The following is a 15,822-nucleotide window of genomic DNA, read 5'->3' as shown; positions in this document are numbered from 1 at the left end:
TGCCTTGAGTCCCAATTACTTGTTTGACGTGACGGAACCAAAAGCACCCGCTTTTATCAGCGGCCCAAGTGACACATCAAGGTGTCCAGCATGGAGTGTAGAATGAAGATCAAATCCCTATTGCTCGGGGCTATTGCCTCGACCGCCCTGGCGCCCGCCGCCATGGCAGAACGAGGCAGCGACGGCACCGTCAATATCATTTACTGGCAGGCGCCGTCGATCATGACGCCCTATCTGTCTGGCGGCACCAAGGATATCGAAGCCTCTTCTCTGGTGCTCGAACCGCTGGGCCGCTACGATCCGGACGGCAATCTCGTCCCCTTTCTGGCGGAAGAAATCCCAACAGTCGAAAACGGTGGCGTCAGCGCCGATCTGACCTCGATCACCTGGAAACTGAAACCTGGCCTGAAATGGTCTGACGGCAGCCCCGTCACCTCGGCCGACCCGGTCTTCACCGCCGAATACTGCATGCATCCCGAAGGCGGCTGCGCGCAGTTGTCGAAATACGACGGCGTCAAATCGGTTGAGGCGCTGGACGATCTGACCGTGAAGGTCACCTTCGAACGTCCGATGCCGAACCCCTATGGCCCCTTCATGGGCGCCCAGTCGCCGATCCTGCAAAAGGCCCAGTTCCAGAACTGCCTGGGCGCCAAGGCCCCCGAATGCACCGAGGCCAACTTTGCCCCGATCGGCACCGGTCCCTTCGTGGTGGATGAATTCCGTCCCAATGACGTGATCACCCTGTCGGCCAACCCCAACTATCGCGATCCGGCCAAGCCTGCCTTTGCCAAGGTGAATTTCAAGGGCGGCGGTGATGCCACCGCAGCCGGTCGCGCGGTGCTGGAAACCGGCGAATACGATTATGCCTGGAACCTGCAGCTGGCACCCGAGGTGATCGCGCAGATGGCTGCGGCCGGCAAGGGCGTCCCGGTTTCGGCCTTTGGCACGCTGGTCGAACGCATCGAGATGAACCTGACCGATCCGTCGTCCTCGTTGCCCGATGACATTCGCGCCACCCGCGAGGCACCGCACCCGATCCTGAGCGATCTGCGCGTGCGCAAGGCGCTGTCGATGGCGATCGACCGCAATCTTCTGACCGAGATCGGCTATGGTCAGGCCGGACGGGCCACCTGCAACCTGGTGCCGGCTCCGGCGCGCTATGCCTCGCCGAACACCGACTGTCTGACCCAGGACATCGAAGGCGCCAAGGCGCTGCTGGAAGAGGCCGGCTGGAAAGTGGGCGCCGGCGGCGTGCGCGAAAAGGACGGCATGAAGCTGAAGCTGCTGTATCAGACCTCGACCAACGCCGTGCGCCAGGACTTCCAGGCGCTGATCAAGCAATGGTGGAGCGAAATCGGTGTCGAGACCGAGCTGCGTAACATCTCCGGATCGGTCTTCTTCGGTGGGGACCCGGGCTCGCCTGATACCTTCCAGAAATTCTATGCCGACGTCGAGATGTACGCCAACAACTTCGACGGCACCGACCCGCAGGCCTATCTGTCGATGTATCGCTGCGGCAACGAACCGAAACCCTCCAGCCAATGGCAGGGCGAAAACATCAACCGCTTTTGCGATCCGGAATACGACAAGCTCTTGGACGAGCTGGCCCGCACCGGGGAGCTGGAAAAGCGCGGTGAAATCGCCATCCGCCTGAACGAAATGCTGACCAAGGACAGCTATACCATCGTTCCGCTGGTCGACCGGGGCCGTGTGTCGGCGCATTCCAACACCCTGGGTGGGGTCAAGTTGAATACTTGGGACTCCGAACTCTGGAATGCAGCCGACTGGTATCGCATCAAGTGATACGGTCAACGACAGCCCTGGCCTTGCCGGGGCTGTTCTCTCTTGCAGGGCTGCCCCCTCTCAGGGGGCGGCTTGGATTTAGGGTGTAATATCCATGCTCACCTTCACCGTCCGGCGCCTGGTTCTTGCCGTGCCGACACTCTTGTTTATCAGCCTGGTGCTGTTCCTTTTGCTGGAATTCGCTCCGGGTGATCCGATGGCCCAGGTCCCCCTCACCGTGCCGCCGGAAGTCAAAGAAAAAATGCGCGAGGCACTGGGGCTTGGCCAACCGGCACATATCCGGTTCTGGAAATGGCTGGTCCAGTTCTTCTGGATCGAACCCCAGGTGCTGGTCGATCATATCTTCGGGACCAGCTTTTCGGCCGGCGATCTGCGGGTGATCTCCTGGCAGACCCGCAGCCCGGTGATGGATATCGTGATCCAGCGCATTCCCCAGACCCTTTGGGTGGTCGGCACCGCCTATGTCGTCGGCGTGCTGATCGCGCTGCCGATCGGGATCTATTCCGCCTATCGGCAATATTCCTGGTTCGACCAGACCGGCACATTCGTGTCGATGATCGGCTTTTCGGTGCCGCCTTTCTTCTCGGGCGTGCTGGTGATCGTCGTCTTCTCGGTCAATCTGGGTTGGTTCCCCTCGATCTATGACACCACCCACAAGGTCGTCGACTGGGACAGCTTCATGATCCAGCTCAGGCAGATGATCATGCCGGTGATGGTGCTCGCATTGCAGATCACCGCCCAGATCAGCCGCTTCATGCGCGCCTCGATGCTGGACAATCTCAATCAGGATTACGTCCGCACCGCCCGCGCCAAGGGCCTTGGCGAAAGGGCGGTGGTGCTGGTTCACGTCCTGCGCAATTCGATGATCCCGGTGGTCACCGTCATCGCGCTGGGGGTGCCGTCGATCTTCGGCGGTGCGATCATCACCGAACAGGTGTTCAAGGTGAATGGCATCGGCCAGTTGCTGATCGGCGCCATCCAGGCCAACGACCTGCCGATGGTACAGACGCTGACCTTCATCTTCGCGGTGCTTATCGTGCTGTTCAACCTGATCGCAGACGTGCTCTATGGCCTGCTTGACCCGAGGATCCGTTATGACTGACAAAGACCGCCTGGTTCCCGACGAGGGGCTCGCTCCGGCCTCGACCGCGGTGCCGGCTGCCGGTACCTTGGAAGAGTTCACCAAACCGCCGCAAAGCCAGTGGCGCGAGGTCTGGCATCAGTTCAAGAGCCACAAGGGCGCGCTTTATGGCGGGCTGCTGTTCCTGGTGATCATCCTCTGGGTCTATCTGGGGCCGCTGCTGTGGGATCTCGACCCCACCAAGATCGACATCCGCGCTCGCAACCAGGGCCCAAGCCTGGCACATCCCTTCGGCACCGACCAGCTTGGCCGCGATACGTTTTCGCGGATGATGGCGGGCGGCAAGACCTCGGTCTCGGTCGGCATCACCGCGATGCTGCTGGCACTGGGGCTGGGATCGCTGGTAGGCGTGCTGGCGGGCTTTTTCAAACGGCTCGACGGGCTGTTGATGCGGCTGACCGATCTGTTCCTGGCGCTGCCTCTGTTGCCGCTGCTGCTGGTGATGATGCTGCTGTTCCGCGATCCGCTGAACGCCGCATTCGGGCCCGAGCAGGGCATCTTCATCCTGATCGTCGTCTCGATCGGGGTGACCAGTTGGATGCCCACCGCACGGATCGTGCGGGGCGACGTGCTGGCGATCAAGGAGCGCGAGTTCGTGCTGGCCGCCCGGTCGATCGGCACCACCAACACCAAGATGATCCTGCGCCACATCCTGCCCAACGTGCTGTCGCCGATCATGGTCTCGGCCACGCTGGGGATCGCCACCGCGATCATCACCGAAAGCTCGCTCAGCTTTCTGGGCCTCGGCTTCCCGCCGGATTTCCCCACCTGGGGCCGTTTGCTGTTCGATGCCACCGACTATCTGCAGCAATACCCCGAGCGGGTGTTCTGGCCGGGTCTGGCGATCTCGCTCACCGTGCTCAGCGTCAACTACCTGGGCGATGGTCTGCGCGATGCGCTCGATCCGCGCATTCGCGGCCGCTGATCCATCCCGATGCAGAAAGACAGACCGCCGCCGCCGCCCCAAGGGGCGGCGGTTTTCGTTTGCCCTGCCCCGATACCCTAGTGACCGGCGCCGCCCTCGAGCCGCCGCCGCACCCGCCGCACCCCGGCCCAGACCGCCCCGACAACCGGCAGCACCAGCGCCGCCGTCAGCCCCCCCTTGCTGAGACCGCTTACTGCCGCCACCGGGTAGAGCAGATAGGAGGCCAGCGAGACCGCGTAATAGCTGATCGCCACCACAGACAGCCCCTCGACCGTATGCTGGAGACGCAGCGACTGGTCAGAGCGCCGGTCCATACTGGCCAGAAGTGCCTGGTTCTGCGCGCTGCGCTCCACATCCACCCGGGTTCGCAACAGTTCGCCCGCCCGCATGGCGCGATCCGCCAGGGCCTGCAGCCGCCGCTCGGAGGATTTCACCGTCCGCATCGCGGGTTCATAGCGGCGCTGCATGAAATCCACAAAACTCTGCCGCCCCTGAAACCGCGCCTCGCGCAGGGATGCAATGCGCTGGGTCACGATCGCCTCATAGGCACCGGTGGCCCCGAAACGAAAAGCGCTGCGCGCCGCCAATGTCTCCAGCTCGGTCGAGATCGACAACAATCCGGTCAGGGTCCGCTCTGCAGGGCTGGCGCTCACCGTCATGTCCGTCATCAGGTCAAGTAACCGCGCGTCGAGCCCGTCGATCTGCGGTGCCAATTCCCTGGCGCGGGAGAATCCCAGCATCGACATCGCCTTGTAGGTCTCGATCTCGCACAGCCGCTGCACCACCCGCCCGACCCGGCGCGGGCCGGTCCCCGCGTTCACGAAAAGGGCAAAGCGCATGATGCCGGCGGGGTCGATACGGAAATCGCCGGCGGCAACGGCGGCATCGTCCAGCACACGGCCCACCGCAGTACTTTCGGCAACGAACCAGTCTGCGAGCGCCGCATTGATCCCAGCATCATCGGGCCGCTCGCAGACCCGGATACTGACGGCAGTGATCCGCTGCCCCGGCGCGTGATCCAGCCAGTCCTGTGGAAAGACCGCGAAATCCGCCGGATCGAAGGGGCGTTCACCGGTCCCCTCGCAAATCGCGGTATAGGTGACGAATTCGGTATGCTGCTCCCATTTCAGCATATGCCGCCCGATCTGTCCCGAATAGTGCGTGGCCCCGGGCTGCGGACGCGGCGCGCCGTGCCGGTCCAGCAATTCGGCCAGATGGGCCAGATCGGCACCGCGATCACGGCTGACCGCCTGATCGGGCTGCTTGATCGCCAGATAGACAATCGTCGCCGGCGGACAAACAACCGGAAACGGACGTGCGTGCAGCTCGTTCGCAAGAGCATAGCGCAGCGGATGATCTTCAAAGGGCGGCATGGCAGGGACTCCATCAGAGAAGCCCCGTTATACGCCTGCCGCCCAAATTTCAAAACTCTTTTTATATTTCAAATAGTTACCGGAATACCACCGTATACATCCAGTCAGGCGGCCCGGTCGAAAACCTCGATCGCCGCGTTCAGACCGTTGATCGCTGCCGGCATCCCGCCATAGATCGCCATCTGCCAGATCACTTCGAGCACCTCGCGTTCATTGGCGCCGGCGGCCAGCGCGTGTTCGATATTCACTTTCAGTTGCGGTCCGGTTTGCCCACCCATCGCGGTCAGTGCCGCCACGGTGCAAAGCTGGCGAGTGCGCAAATCAAGCCCCTCGCGCGCGTATTGCCGGCCATAGGCCCATTCGACCAGGGTTTCGGCCATGTCGGGGATGGTCGCGTCATAGCGGCTGGCCAGGGCGGCCTCGAGCCCCGGGTTCATCTCGGCCAGCAGGTCGCGGCCCTTTTGCAATGCGTCAGACATTCGTCGTCTCCTTCTGTGTCTCGTCTTCCAGCGCGCGGTAATGGGCGACCTTGCGGTCCATCAACGCGAGCGTCTCTTCCAGCTCCGCCAGGCGGCGGGCGATCTCGGTGCGATGCGTCTCGAGCATGGCGCGGCGTTCTGCATAGGTGGCCGGCCCCTCGGCCCGCAGCCGGGCATAGCGGATACGATCGGCCTGTTTCATGCCGGTGGCGTTGAGCTGATCGAGAAAGCGGATCCACCCCAGCACCGCCTCGGGGTAATCGCGCCGACCGGCATCATCGCGCGGCGGCGGCTCGATCAGCCCAATCTTTTCATAGAACCGCAGCGTGTCGATGCTGAGACCCGAGCGTTTCGACAGTTCGGAAATCTTCATCACGTGCCCCTTTCTGTCTGAGTCGTTCCAAGCTTACGGGCTGGAGTGCACTCCAGCTCAAGCCGTTTTTGCGATGTCAGAAAAAAATCCCCCCGGTCGGAAGCAGCGCAGAGCAAGGCCCCCGCAGGCCGAGACATGAGAGGCTGGCCGACGCGGCCTTACGTCCGGGCATGGGGCCGAAAAAGGGGGAGAAAGGTGAGGAAAGAAAAGCGCCTTCCCTCCCTCAGGGCTGCGCACAAGCTCGCGCGGTCAAGGGGAGGACCCAATCGGCCCGCCAGAGACGACGGCGGCGCCCCCGCCGCGAATGCTTTCCGCGGAGATGACACAGGCCCGGTCTTGCGACCGGGCCTGTACCCAAGGCGGCGATAGCCGGGGACCAGACCAAGGCAAGTTCTGCCTCGCCATGGTCTGCCGTTCCTGCTGGGCGCGCTGGAAAAGCACGCCCGGCAAGGCAGCTGATCGCTTAGTCGATCAGCGGGATCAGCTTGTCGACGCTGTCCTTGGCGTCGCCGTAGAGCATCCGCGTGTTCTCCTTGTAGAACAGCGGGTTTTCGATTCCCGAATAGCCAGTGCCCTGACCACGCTTCGACACGAAGACCTGTTTCGCCTTCCAGACCTCGAGCACCGGCATGCCGGCGATCGGGCTATTAGGATCTTCCTGCGCGGCTGGGTTCACGATGTCGTTCGAGCCGATCACGATGACCACATCCGTATCCGGAAAGTCGTCGTTGATCTCGTCCATCTCCATCACGATGTCATAGGGCACCCGCGCCTCGGCCAGAAGCACGTTCATGTGCCCGGGCAGACGACCCGCCACCGGGTGGATCGCAAAGCGCACGTTCTTGCCCAACCCGCGCAACTTGCGGGTCAGGTCGGAAACAGCGTTCTGCGCCTGCGCCACCGCCATGCCATAGCCCGGCACGATGATCACGCTGTCGGCTTCGCTCAACGCGGCCGCCACGCCTTCGGCGTCGATCGCAACCTGCTCGCCCTCGACCTCCATCGCCGGGCCGGTGGTGCCACCGAAGCCGCCGAGGATGACGCTGACGAAGGAGCGGTTCATCGCCTTGCACATGATGTAGCTCAGGATCGCGCCCGAGGAACCGACCAGCGCGCCGACCACGATCAGCAGATCGTTGCCCAGCGAAAAGCCGATCGCCGCCGCGGCCCAGCCCGAATAGCTGTTCAGCATCGACACCACCACCGGCATGTCGGCGCCGCCGATGCCCATGATCAGGTGATAGCCGATGAAGAAGGCCAGCAGCGTCATCACGATCAGGGTCCAGCCGCCGGCACCGTTCATGTACATGATCAGCAGGATGACCGAGAGGATGGCCGACGCCGCGTTCAGCATGTGACCGCCAGGAAGCTTGGTCGCCTTCGAGGTCACCTTGCCCGCCAGCTTGCCAAAGGCGATGACCGAGCCGGTGAAGGTCACCGCGCCGATGAACACGCCCAGGAACAACTCGACCTTGAGGATGCTAAGCTCGACCGGGCTCTTATGCGCGACGAGTGCCGCGAAACCGGTCAGCGCCTCGCGCGCCTCGGGGGTCATGGTGGCGATCCGTGCGGCCTCGATATGGGCGTTGAAGCCGACGAAGACCGCCGCCAGACCGACCAGGGAGTGCATGGCAGCCACAAGCTGCGGCATTTCCGTCATCTGCACCCGCTTGGCGACGAAATAGCCGATGATCCCGCCGCCCGCGATCAGGATCAACGACAGCAGCCACAGGCCGGAGCCCGGCCCGATCAGCGTGGCGAAAACCGCCAGCGCCATGCCCGATATGCCGTACCAGACGGCACGCTTGGCGCTTTCCTGCCCCGACAGCCCCCCAAGCGAGAGGATGAACAGGACGGCTGCGACCACATAGGCCGCCGTGGTGAATCCGAAGTCCATTGTCTCCACCTCCCTTTACGATTTCTGGAACATGGCGAGCATGCGCCGCGTCACGAGGAAGCCACCGAAGATGTTGATCCCGGCCATGAAGACCGACAGGGCGGCAAGGACGATCACCAGCCAGGAGCCCGAGCCGATCTGCATCAGCGCCCCCAGAATGATGATCGAGGAGATGGCGTTGGTCACGGCCATCAGCGGCGTATGCAGCGAATGGCTGACATTCCAGATCACCTGGAAGCCGATAAAGACCGACAGCACGAAGACGATGAAATGCTGCATGAAGCTGGCCGGGGCGATCAGACCCACGCCCAGCAGCAACACCGCACCAACCACCAGCAGGGTCACCTGCGTCTTGGTCTGCGCCTTGAAGGCCGCGGCCTCCTGCGCCTTGATCTCTTCCGGCGTCAGTTCCTTGGGCTTTTCCTGCTTCTGTGCCGCGATCGCCTGCACTTTCGGCGGCGGCGGCGGGAAGGTGATCTCGCCCTCATGGGTGACGGTGGCGCCACGGATCACGTCGTCTTCCATGTTGTGCACGATCTGACCGTCCTTCTCGGGGGTCAGGTCTGTCATCATGTGACGGATGTTGGTGGCATAGAGCGTCGAAGCCTGGGTCGCCATCCGGCTGGGGAAGTCGGTATAGCCGATGATGGTGACGCCGTTGTCGGTGACGATCTTCTCGTCCTTGACCGTCAGCTTGCAGTTGCCACCCTTCTCGGCCGCCAGATCGACAATCACCGAGCCCGGTTTCATGGCCTGCACCATGTCCTCGGTCCACAGTTCCGGCGCCTCGCGGTTGGGGATCAGCGCGGTGGTGATGACGATATCGACCTCAGGCGCCAGCTCGCGGAATTTCTTGAGCTGGGCGGCATGGAATTCGGGGCTGGAGACCGAGGCATAACCACCGGTGGCGGCACCGTCCTGCTGCTTTTCCTCGAAGTCGAGATAGACGAATTCGGCGCCCATCGATTCGACCTGCTCGGCCACTTCGGGGCGCACGTCGAAGGCATAGGTCACAGCCCCCAGAGAGGTCGAGGTGCCGATGGCGGCCAGACCGGCGACGCCCGCCCCCACAACCAGAACCTTCGCCGGCGGCACCTTGCCCGCGGCGGTGATCTGACCGGTGAAGAAGCGACCGAAGTTGTTGCCGGCCTCGATCACCGCGCGATAGCCGGCGATATTGGCCATCGAGCTCAGCGCGTCCATCTTCTGCGCGCGGGAAATCCGCGGCACCATCTCCATCGCGATGACCGAGGCGCCCTTGGCTTTCGCCAGTTCCAGCCCCTCGGCGTTGCCGCCCGGATTGAAGAAGGAAATCAGCGTCTTGTCGCCGCTCAACCGCTTCAGCTCGGTCTCGGACGGTTGCCGCACCTTGGCGATGATATCCGCCTCTTTCCACAGCGCCGCCGCGGTTTTGACGATCTCGACCCCGGCCGCTTCATAGGCCGCGTCCGAAAACCCCGCAGCCGCGCCGGCCCCGGTTTCGATGGCGCAGTCATACCCCAGCTTCTGCAATTGCAAAGCCGAGTCAGGCGTCATCGCGACCCGCGCCTCGCCCTCGTAGATTTCCTTCGGTGTCCCTATTTTCACCTATTCAGTCCCCCTCTACCGCCCTCCTCGGGGCGCGACTTGAGTATTGATTGCAAATTCGTCACCTATCCTGCGCAAGAAAATTTCGCAAGCGCAGCATAAGATCGTCCAATCATTTGGTACATATGAGCTACACCCATCTGCGTACCTTCTGTTCGTATCGCGCGAACTCCGCCCGATATTTGCGCCGCATACGGTTCTCTTCCGGAATGACAAAACGCCGCTCCAGCACCCAGGTCAGGATCGGGATCAGCGGCAGCGCCAGAACCGCGTCGAACCGCAGGACCAGCCCGGCCAGCAGCAACACGTCGCCCAGATAGATCGGGTTGCGGCTGCGGCTGTAGATGCTCGATTGCACCAACCTGTCAGGGGTCCGATGCGGCAGGACCGTGGTACGCTGACGGCGCAGCTCATGCACGGCAAGCAGCATCAGCAACAGACCGGCCCCGACCAGAAGCCCGCCGAGAAGCTGAGCCCAAGTCCCGCCGAAGCCCAGACCCAGGCTCAGGAACCGGCCCTGCGCCCAGGCCAGAACGGCGCAGGCCAACAGCCAAACCGGCGGCACATCGAGCCACCGCATCATTGATCCCCCAAGATTTTTTCAAAAATCTTGACAAATTTCTTCGAAGAAATTTGCACGCTCGCCTCTCGTCGCCAACACGTTCCTCACCATCATAGCCGCTTTCCATGACGGTCAAAACCGCTTACGGCAAAATGCAGCATCGTCTGACGAAGTGACGGTACGACGCTTCTTGCGCCACACCCTCCAGTGACTAGTCTGCCCCCGCTCAAGGGAGGATTTCAGATGACACTGACAGGAAAACACGCGCTCGTCACCGGTGGCGGCACCGGGATCGGCCTGGCGATCGCCCAGGCGCTGGCGGCTCAGGGGGCTCAGGTCACCATCACCGGACGCCGGCAAGAGGTGCTGGACCAGGTTGCCGGCGCCAATATGACCGGCATGGCAATGGACGTGCGCTCGGAAGACGAGGTCGTCGCCACCATCGCCGCCGCCGTCGAGGCCCGCGGCCCGATCCAGATCTGCGTCGCCAATGCCGGCATCGCCGAGGGCCGCGCACTGCACAAGACCTCGCTCGAGATGTGGCGCAACATCATGGCCACCAACCTCGACGGCGCCTTCCTGACCATCCGGGAAAGCCTGCGCGGCATGGTGCAGACCGATTGGGGCCGGGTCATCACCGTGGCCTCGATCGCCGGGCTGCACGGGCTGAAGGGCGCCGCCGGCTATTCGGCCTCGAAACACGGGCTGATCGGGCTGACCCGGTCGCTGTCCGAGGATTATCTCGGCACCGGTTTCACCTTCAACGCGATCTGCCCGGGCTATGTCGACACCCCGATCGTCACCCGCAATACCGAGACCATCGCCCAGCGCACCGGGTTGAGCGCCGACAAGGCGCGCGACATGATGGTGAACGAGAACCGCCACCGCCGCCTGATCGAACCGGAAGAGGTTGCCGCCGCCGCCCTGTGGCTGGTCGGCCCCGGCTCGCAAAGCATCAACGGCCAGTGCATCGAAATCGCCGGCGGCCAGATCTGAGCCCCGCAGGCGCCGCGCGCTCGGCGTGGCGTCTGCCCGGCCCTGATCGACGCTGCAAACTGATCGACACGCGGCTGATGGCCGGGGGAACCCGGTCCCGTCCTCCTGATCCCTTCCGCGCTGAGCTCAGCCTTGCCGCGAGAACCACCGGCGCAGCGGTCAGGCCGCTCCCCAGCCCGCGCGCACCATGAGGCATAGACCCCCGTCAGCAGCACCTCCCCGCCTTGACCAGATCGCCAACGCCCGCGACCGGGCACGCCGCCGACCATGGCCGCCCTTGGCAACGCGATACTCAGTCTGACCGGCCCTCGACCGCGCCGGCGGCCGCTGCCGCCGAATTTCGATCTGATGATCTAGCCAGGCCAGCCCTTGAGCAGCGCCGCCAAGCCCGCCCAGTCGGTATATTCGCGGTCCTGCCCCCGTGCCACCCGCTGCCCCTTGTGCCAGGCGATCCAACGCATCGCCAAGCGGCGCAGAGGACCATAGGCACTGAACCGAAAGGCACCGGCGATATGTTCCACCCGGTCGGGCCGCCAGCCGGCTGCGGAGGTGAACCTGTCAGCGATCCGATCCAGCTCCGCACGTTCTGCCGGATCGCTGCCGGCGGCGGCAAGCGAGACGACAAGAAGCAATGTCGGCATCCGGTTCAGCGTACCGGCGTGCTCGGCGCAGAAATCGGACAATTCGGGTTGCAACCGGCCCAGATGCACCGATCCCGCCAGGATCGCCGCATCGAAAGCCGCCAGCGCGATCTCAGCCGCATCCCCGACCGGCAACATTTCAACGCTTCGTCCCTGGGCGATCAACTGTTCGGCTGCGAAACGGCAAATCTTGCGCGTCTGGCCGTCGGTGCTGGCATAGGAGATCAGGATACGCCGGGGCGCAGCCTGCCCGGTCTCGCTCAGGCGCTGCACTTCAGCGGCTGAACCTGCTTCGCCGCGGCCCAATCATGCACCGCCTGACCGAAGGCCGTGAACAGCGGGCGCGAGACCGGATCGTTCGACGCGTCCCATTCGGGGTGCCATTGCACGGCCATGGTAAAGCCCTTGGCATCGCGGACCCGGATCGCCTCGGGGGTGCCATCGGGGGCCCAGCCCTCGACCACGATCCGCTCGCCCGCGCGCTTCACCCCCTGACCGTGCAGGGTGTTGGTCATCACCTCAGTGGCCCCGAGCAACCGATGAAAGGCCCCCCCCTCGACAAAGCGCACCCGGTGACGCAGGGCGAATTTCTCTTCTATGGTGCCATCCGGAGGCATCCGGTGGTTCATCCGCCCCGGTAGATCGCGGATTTCGGGATACAGCGAGCCGCCCATGGCGACGTTGACCTCTTGAAAGCCACGACAGATGCCCAGGAACGGCTGGCCACGCTCGACACAGGCACGCACCAGCGGCAGGGTGACCGCATCGCGCGCCCGGTCGAAATCACCATGCGCCGGGGTCTCCTCCTCGCCATATTCGGCGGGGTGCACATTGGGGCGCCCGCCAGTCAGCAGGAAGCCGTCGCACAGCTCGAGCAGTTCCTCGACCGGGGAAAACCGGGGATCGGCGGCGATCAGCATTGCAGCGCAATCGGCAACCCCGGACACCGCCTCGAAATTCATCGTCCCGCCAGCATGTGCGGGATAGCTGTCATTGAGCAGGAAAGAATTGCTGATGATGCCGACAACAGGGCGCGCCATAGGGAAATATCTCCAATGTCTCCATTGCTAGATATAAAGTGAGGCGTAACGCCGCAACAGTCCGCCCCTGCGCCACGGCGCAACCGGTTGTGCCCATCCGCACAAGAAACGGGCAAATCCCAGCCTGCACCGCCCCACCGGTCGCTTAATCCTCGCCCAGCAGACCGGCGGCAGCGACTCCGATCAGACCGATGCTGGCATCATTGTCCGAGGTCTCGCCACTCACCCCGACGGCGCCGACAACCTGGCCATCGGTGTCACGCACCAGAATCCCGCCCGGCACCGGCACCAGCTTGCCGCCATAGGCCCCGTTCAGCGCCAACATGAAATAGGGCTGCGCCTCGGCCCTGGCCATCTGCTTGCGTCCCCCCATGCCCATCATCACCGCACCGTGAGCCTTGCCCTGGGCGACAGCGAACCGTCCCGGAGGCGCACCATCCTCGCGCTCGAAGGCGATTACATGACCGCCGGCATCCAACACCACCACCGACAATGGCCGCATCTCCTGCGCCCGCGCCGCCGCAAGGGCCGCGGCGATGATCACCCGCGCCTGATCGAGGCTGATATTCATTCCATTTCTCCCGAAAGCTGCAACCACCCTTTGGTCGCACAGATCCCATCCGGGAGAAAGGCGAAGCGCACGCCCCCAAACCAAGGTGGACCGCCGGTGGCCCGGCCACCGACTCACGCAAACGTGTTCATCCCGGCCTGTCGCAAGACCCTCCTGCGACCTTGAGAAACCCCACGCACATCTTGCCGATCCCGCGCTGCGGCACCGTCGATGCCCCGAAACAGAGGCAATTCAGTTGACTTGCAACCCACTATCAAAAAACAGTTTTTTCACAAAAATCGCCAGAAAATTGACAAACAACGTTTCAATACAGAAATAGATTTACAAATAAACCCTTTTATTACCGAAGCTTATTTCAATATTTTCAATACCCGGTATTATGAGGCGAGGAGAGACGATATTCGACGCCTCGCAGCTCACTCTGCGATAGAGTTCGAATTGAAGACAGTCAGAGGGAGGAGCCTGACATGAATAGTCCTGCGCACCCGGAGATCCGGGTTTTTCCGCCTGCATCCGATACCGTTGCCCGTGCCCATGTGGATGCCGCGAAATATCAGGAAATGTATGCCGCTTCGGTCAATGATCCCGAAGCCTTCTGGGGCGAACAGGGCAAGCGGCTCGATTGGATCAAGCCCTACAGCCAGGTCAAGAACACCAGTTTCGAACTTGGCAATGTGCATATCGAATGGTTCGGCGACGGCACCCTGAACGTGTCTGCCAACTGCCTGGACCGTCACCTGGCAACCCGCGCCGATCAGACGGCGATTATCTTCGAGCCCGACAATCCCGACGAGCCGGCCGAATACATCACCTATGCCCAGCTGCACCGCCGGGTGTGCCGGATGGCCAACATCCTTGAGACCTTGGGCGTGCGCAAGGGCGACCGGGTGGTGATCTATCTGCCGATGATCCCCGAGGCCGCCTATGCCATGCTGGCCTGCGCCCGGATCGGGGCGATCCATTCCATCGTCTTCGCCGGCTTTTCGCCCGATGCGCTAGCCGCACGCATCAACGGCTGCGATGCCAAGCTGGTGATCACCGCCGACCACGCCCCGCGCGGCGGCCGCAAGACGCCGCTGAAATCGAACGCCGATGCAGCGTTGCTGCATTGCAAGGACACGGTGAAATGCCTTGTGGTCAAGCGTACCGGCGACCAGACCACCTGGATCGCCGACCGCGATTTCGACTATAACGAGATGGTGCTGGAGGCCAACGACTACTCCCGCCCGGTCGAGGTGAACGCCGAAGATCCGCTGTTCATCCTCTATACCTCCGGCTCCACCGGACAGCCGAAGGGGGTCGTGCATACCTCGGGCGGCTATCTGCTCTATGCCGCGATGACCCATGAGATCACCTTCGATTATCACGAGGGAGATGTTTACTGGTGCACCGCAGACGTGGGGTGGGTCACCGGCCACAGCTATATCGTCTATGGCCCCTTGGCCAATGGCGCCACCACGCTGATGTTCGAAGGCGTGCCGACCTACCCGGATGCCTCGCGCTTCTGGCAGGTCTGCGAGAAGCACAAGGTCACCCAATTCTATACCGCCCCCACCGCGATCCGCGCGCTGATGGGCCAGGGCGACGAATTCGTCAGCAAATGCGATCTCTCCAGCCTGCGGCTGCTGGGCTCGGTCGGCGAGCCGATCAACCCCGAGGCCTGGACCTGGTATCACGAGGTGGTCGGCAAGGGAAAATGTCCGATCGTCGACACCTGGTGGCAGACCGAAACCGGCGGCCATCTGCTGACCCCCCTGCCCGGCGCCCATGCACTGAAGCCCGGGGCGGCGATGAAACCCTTCTTCGGCGTGCAGCCGGTGGTTCTGGACCCGCAGTCGGGCGAGGAAATCCCTGAATCTCCCACCGAGGGCGTTCTGTGTCTACGCGACAGCTGGCCGGGCCAGATGCGCACCGTCTGGGGCGATCACGAGCGGTTCGAAAAGACCTATTTCGCCGATTACAAGGGCTATTACTTCTCGGGCGACGGCTGCCGCCGCGACGAGGATGGCGATTACTGGATCACCGGCCGGGTCGATGACGTGATCAACGTCTCGGGCCATCGGATGGGCACCGCCGAGGTCGAAAGCGCGCTGGTGGCCCATGTCGCCGTGGCCGAGGCGGCCGTGGTCGGTTACCCGCATGAGATCAAGGGTCAGGGCATCTACTGTTATGTCACCCTGATGCATGAACAGGAGCCGTCGGACGAGCTGAAGAAGGAGCTGCGCAACTGGGTCCGCACCGAGATTGGCCCGATCGCCAGCCCCGACGTGATCCAATGGGCACCGGGCCTGCCGAAGACCCGCTCGGGCAAGATCATGCGCCGCATCCTGCGCAAGATCGCCGAAAACGATTTCGGCTCACTCGGCGACACCTCCACCTTGGCCGATCCGTCCGTTGTCGACGATCTGATCGCCAATCGTGCGAACACGTGAGG

At 63.1% G+C, this 15,822-nt stretch carries 14 protein-coding genes; 5 read left to right on the top strand and 9 right to left on the bottom strand.

Annotated features, from left to right (window positions below):
- Window positions 1–102 precede the first annotated feature (102 nt).
- The 3 genes from G455_RS0100450 to G455_RS0100440 all read left to right on the top strand — a co-directional run bounded on the left by G455_RS0100450 (window position 103) and on the right by G455_RS0100440 (window position 3,869).
- Window positions 103–1,803 carry a peptide ABC transporter substrate-binding protein gene (locus G455_RS0100450; protein ID WP_028091869.1) on the top strand — a complete coding sequence of 567 codons (1,701 nt, stop codon included), beginning with the start codon at window positions 103–105 and terminating at the stop codon, window positions 1,801–1,803.
- 94 nt (window positions 1,804–1,897) lie between these two features.
- Window positions 1,898–2,905 carry an ABC transporter permease gene (locus G455_RS0100445; RefSeq protein ID WP_028091868.1) on the top strand — a complete coding sequence of 336 codons (1,008 nt, stop codon included), beginning with the start codon at window positions 1,898–1,900 and terminating at the stop codon, window positions 2,903–2,905.
- Window positions 2,898–3,869: an ABC transporter permease gene (locus G455_RS0100440; protein WP_028091867.1), complete on the top strand. Its 972-nt coding sequence runs from the start codon at window positions 2,898–2,900 to the stop codon at window positions 3,867–3,869. The genes G455_RS0100445 and G455_RS0100440 overlap by 8 nt, the downstream gene beginning before the upstream one ends.
- Window positions 3,870–3,946: 77 nt before the next feature.
- Here G455_RS0100440 and G455_RS0100435 read toward each other — a convergent pair whose 3' ends face one another.
- From G455_RS0100435 to G455_RS0100410, 6 genes are all read right to left on the bottom strand, one after another.
- On the bottom strand, window positions 3,947–5,242 hold the full coding sequence (locus tag G455_RS0100435; RefSeq protein ID WP_028091866.1) for a DUF3422 family protein: 1,296 nt from the start codon (window positions 5,240–5,242) through the stop codon (window positions 3,947–3,949).
- A 104-nt stretch (window positions 5,243–5,346) separates the two neighbouring features.
- A complete protein-coding gene (locus G455_RS0100430) occupies window positions 5,347–5,721 on the bottom strand; it encodes a carboxymuconolactone decarboxylase family protein (protein ID WP_028091865.1) in 375 nt (124 codons plus the stop codon).
- Window positions 5,714–6,094: a MerR family transcriptional regulator gene (locus tag G455_RS0100425; protein WP_028091864.1), complete on the bottom strand. Its 381-nt coding sequence runs from the start codon at window positions 6,092–6,094 to the stop codon at window positions 5,714–5,716. Before G455_RS0100425 ends, G455_RS0100430 begins: the two co-directional genes overlap by 8 nt.
- Window positions 6,095–6,557: 463 nt before the next feature.
- Window positions 6,558–7,991 (bottom strand): NAD(P)(+) transhydrogenase (Re/Si-specific) subunit beta, encoded by a 1,434-nt coding sequence (locus G455_RS0100420; RefSeq protein ID WP_028091863.1) that lies wholly within the window; start codon window positions 7,989–7,991, stop codon window positions 6,558–6,560.
- Between the two features lie 15 nt (window positions 7,992–8,006).
- Entirely contained in the window at window positions 8,007–9,578 is a 1,572-nt protein-coding gene (locus tag G455_RS0100415) for a Re/Si-specific NAD(P)(+) transhydrogenase subunit alpha (protein WP_028091862.1), read from the bottom strand.
- Window positions 9,579–9,708: 130 nt separating this feature from the next.
- Entirely contained in the window at window positions 9,709–10,158 is a 450-nt protein-coding gene (locus G455_RS0100410; protein ID WP_028091861.1) for a methyltransferase family protein, read from the bottom strand.
- 225 nt (window positions 10,159–10,383) lie between these two features.
- Here G455_RS0100410 and G455_RS0100405 point away from each other — a divergent pair, with 225 nt between their 5' ends.
- Window positions 10,384–11,136 carry an SDR family NAD(P)-dependent oxidoreductase gene (locus G455_RS0100405; RefSeq protein ID WP_028091860.1) on the top strand — a complete coding sequence of 251 codons (753 nt, stop codon included), beginning with the start codon at window positions 10,384–10,386 and terminating at the stop codon, window positions 11,134–11,136.
- A 353-nt stretch (window positions 11,137–11,489) separates the two neighbouring features.
- Here G455_RS0100405 and G455_RS0100395 read toward each other — a convergent pair whose 3' ends face one another.
- From G455_RS0100395 to G455_RS0100385, 3 genes are all read right to left on the bottom strand, one after another.
- Window positions 11,490–12,050, bottom strand: a complete 561-nt coding sequence (locus G455_RS0100395; protein ID WP_229861696.1) for a flavodoxin domain-containing protein — start codon at window positions 12,048–12,050, stop codon at window positions 11,490–11,492.
- Window positions 12,038–12,817 carry a gamma-glutamyl-gamma-aminobutyrate hydrolase family protein gene (locus G455_RS0100390; protein ID WP_028091858.1) on the bottom strand — a complete coding sequence of 260 codons (780 nt, stop codon included), beginning with the start codon at window positions 12,815–12,817 and terminating at the stop codon, window positions 12,038–12,040. Before G455_RS0100390 ends, G455_RS0100395 begins: the two co-directional genes overlap by 13 nt.
- A gap of 145 nt (window positions 12,818–12,962) precedes the next feature.
- Complete coding sequence (locus tag G455_RS0100385; protein ID WP_028091857.1) at window positions 12,963–13,388, bottom strand: GlcG/HbpS family heme-binding protein; 426 nt, start codon at window positions 13,386–13,388, stop codon at window positions 12,963–12,965.
- A 467-nt stretch (window positions 13,389–13,855) separates the two neighbouring features.
- Between G455_RS0100385 and acs the strand changes: the two genes are divergently transcribed.
- Window positions 13,856–15,820, top strand: a complete 1,965-nt coding sequence (gene acs, locus G455_RS0100380) for an acetate--CoA ligase (protein WP_028091856.1) — start codon at window positions 13,856–13,858, stop codon at window positions 15,818–15,820.
- Window positions 15,821–15,822: the final 2 nt, after the last annotated feature.

Origin of the sequence: Pseudodonghicola xiamenensis DSM 18339 (genome assembly GCF_000429365.1) — a bacterium.
GTDB classification, from domain to species: Bacteria; Pseudomonadota; Alphaproteobacteria; order Rhodobacterales; family Rhodobacteraceae; genus Pseudodonghicola; species Pseudodonghicola xiamenensis.
This window is presented reverse-complemented; position numbering and strand designations above follow the sequence as displayed.

Bases quoted from the DNA above. Each gene is read 5' to 3' on its own strand.
- G455_RS0100450 (WP_028091869.1), top strand. From the start codon at position 103: ATGAAGATCAAATCCCTATTGCTCGGGGCTATTGCCTCGACCGCCCTG.
- G455_RS0100445 (WP_028091868.1), top strand. From the start codon at position 1,898: ATGCTCACCTTCACCGTCCGGCGCCTGGTTCTTGCCGTGCCGACACTC.
- G455_RS0100440 (WP_028091867.1), top strand. From the start codon at position 2,898: ATGACTGACAAAGACCGCCTGGTTCCCGACGAGGGGCTCGCTCCGGCC.
- G455_RS0100435 (WP_028091866.1), bottom strand. From the start codon at position 5,242: ATGCCGCCCTTTGAAGATCATCCGCTGCGCTATGCTCTTGCGAACGAG.
- G455_RS0100430 (WP_028091865.1), bottom strand. From the start codon at position 5,721: ATGTCTGACGCATTGCAAAAGGGCCGCGACCTGCTGGCCGAGATGAAC.
- G455_RS0100425 (WP_028091864.1), bottom strand. From the start codon at position 6,094: ATGAAGATTTCCGAACTGTCGAAACGCTCGGGTCTCAGCATCGACACG.
- G455_RS0100420 (WP_028091863.1), bottom strand. From the start codon at position 7,991: ATGGACTTCGGATTCACCACGGCGGCCTATGTGGTCGCAGCCGTCCTG.
- G455_RS0100410 (WP_028091861.1), bottom strand. From the start codon at position 10,158: ATGCGGTGGCTCGATGTGCCGCCGGTTTGGCTGTTGGCCTGCGCCGTT.
- G455_RS0100405 (WP_028091860.1), top strand. From the start codon at position 10,384: ATGACACTGACAGGAAAACACGCGCTCGTCACCGGTGGCGGCACCGGG.
- G455_RS0100390 (WP_028091858.1), bottom strand. From the start codon at position 12,817: ATGGCGCGCCCTGTTGTCGGCATCATCAGCAATTCTTTCCTGCTCAAT.
- G455_RS0100385 (WP_028091857.1), bottom strand. From the start codon at position 13,388: ATGAATATCAGCCTCGATCAGGCGCGGGTGATCATCGCCGCGGCCCTT.
- acs (WP_028091856.1), top strand. From the start codon at position 13,856: ATGAATAGTCCTGCGCACCCGGAGATCCGGGTTTTTCCGCCTGCATCC.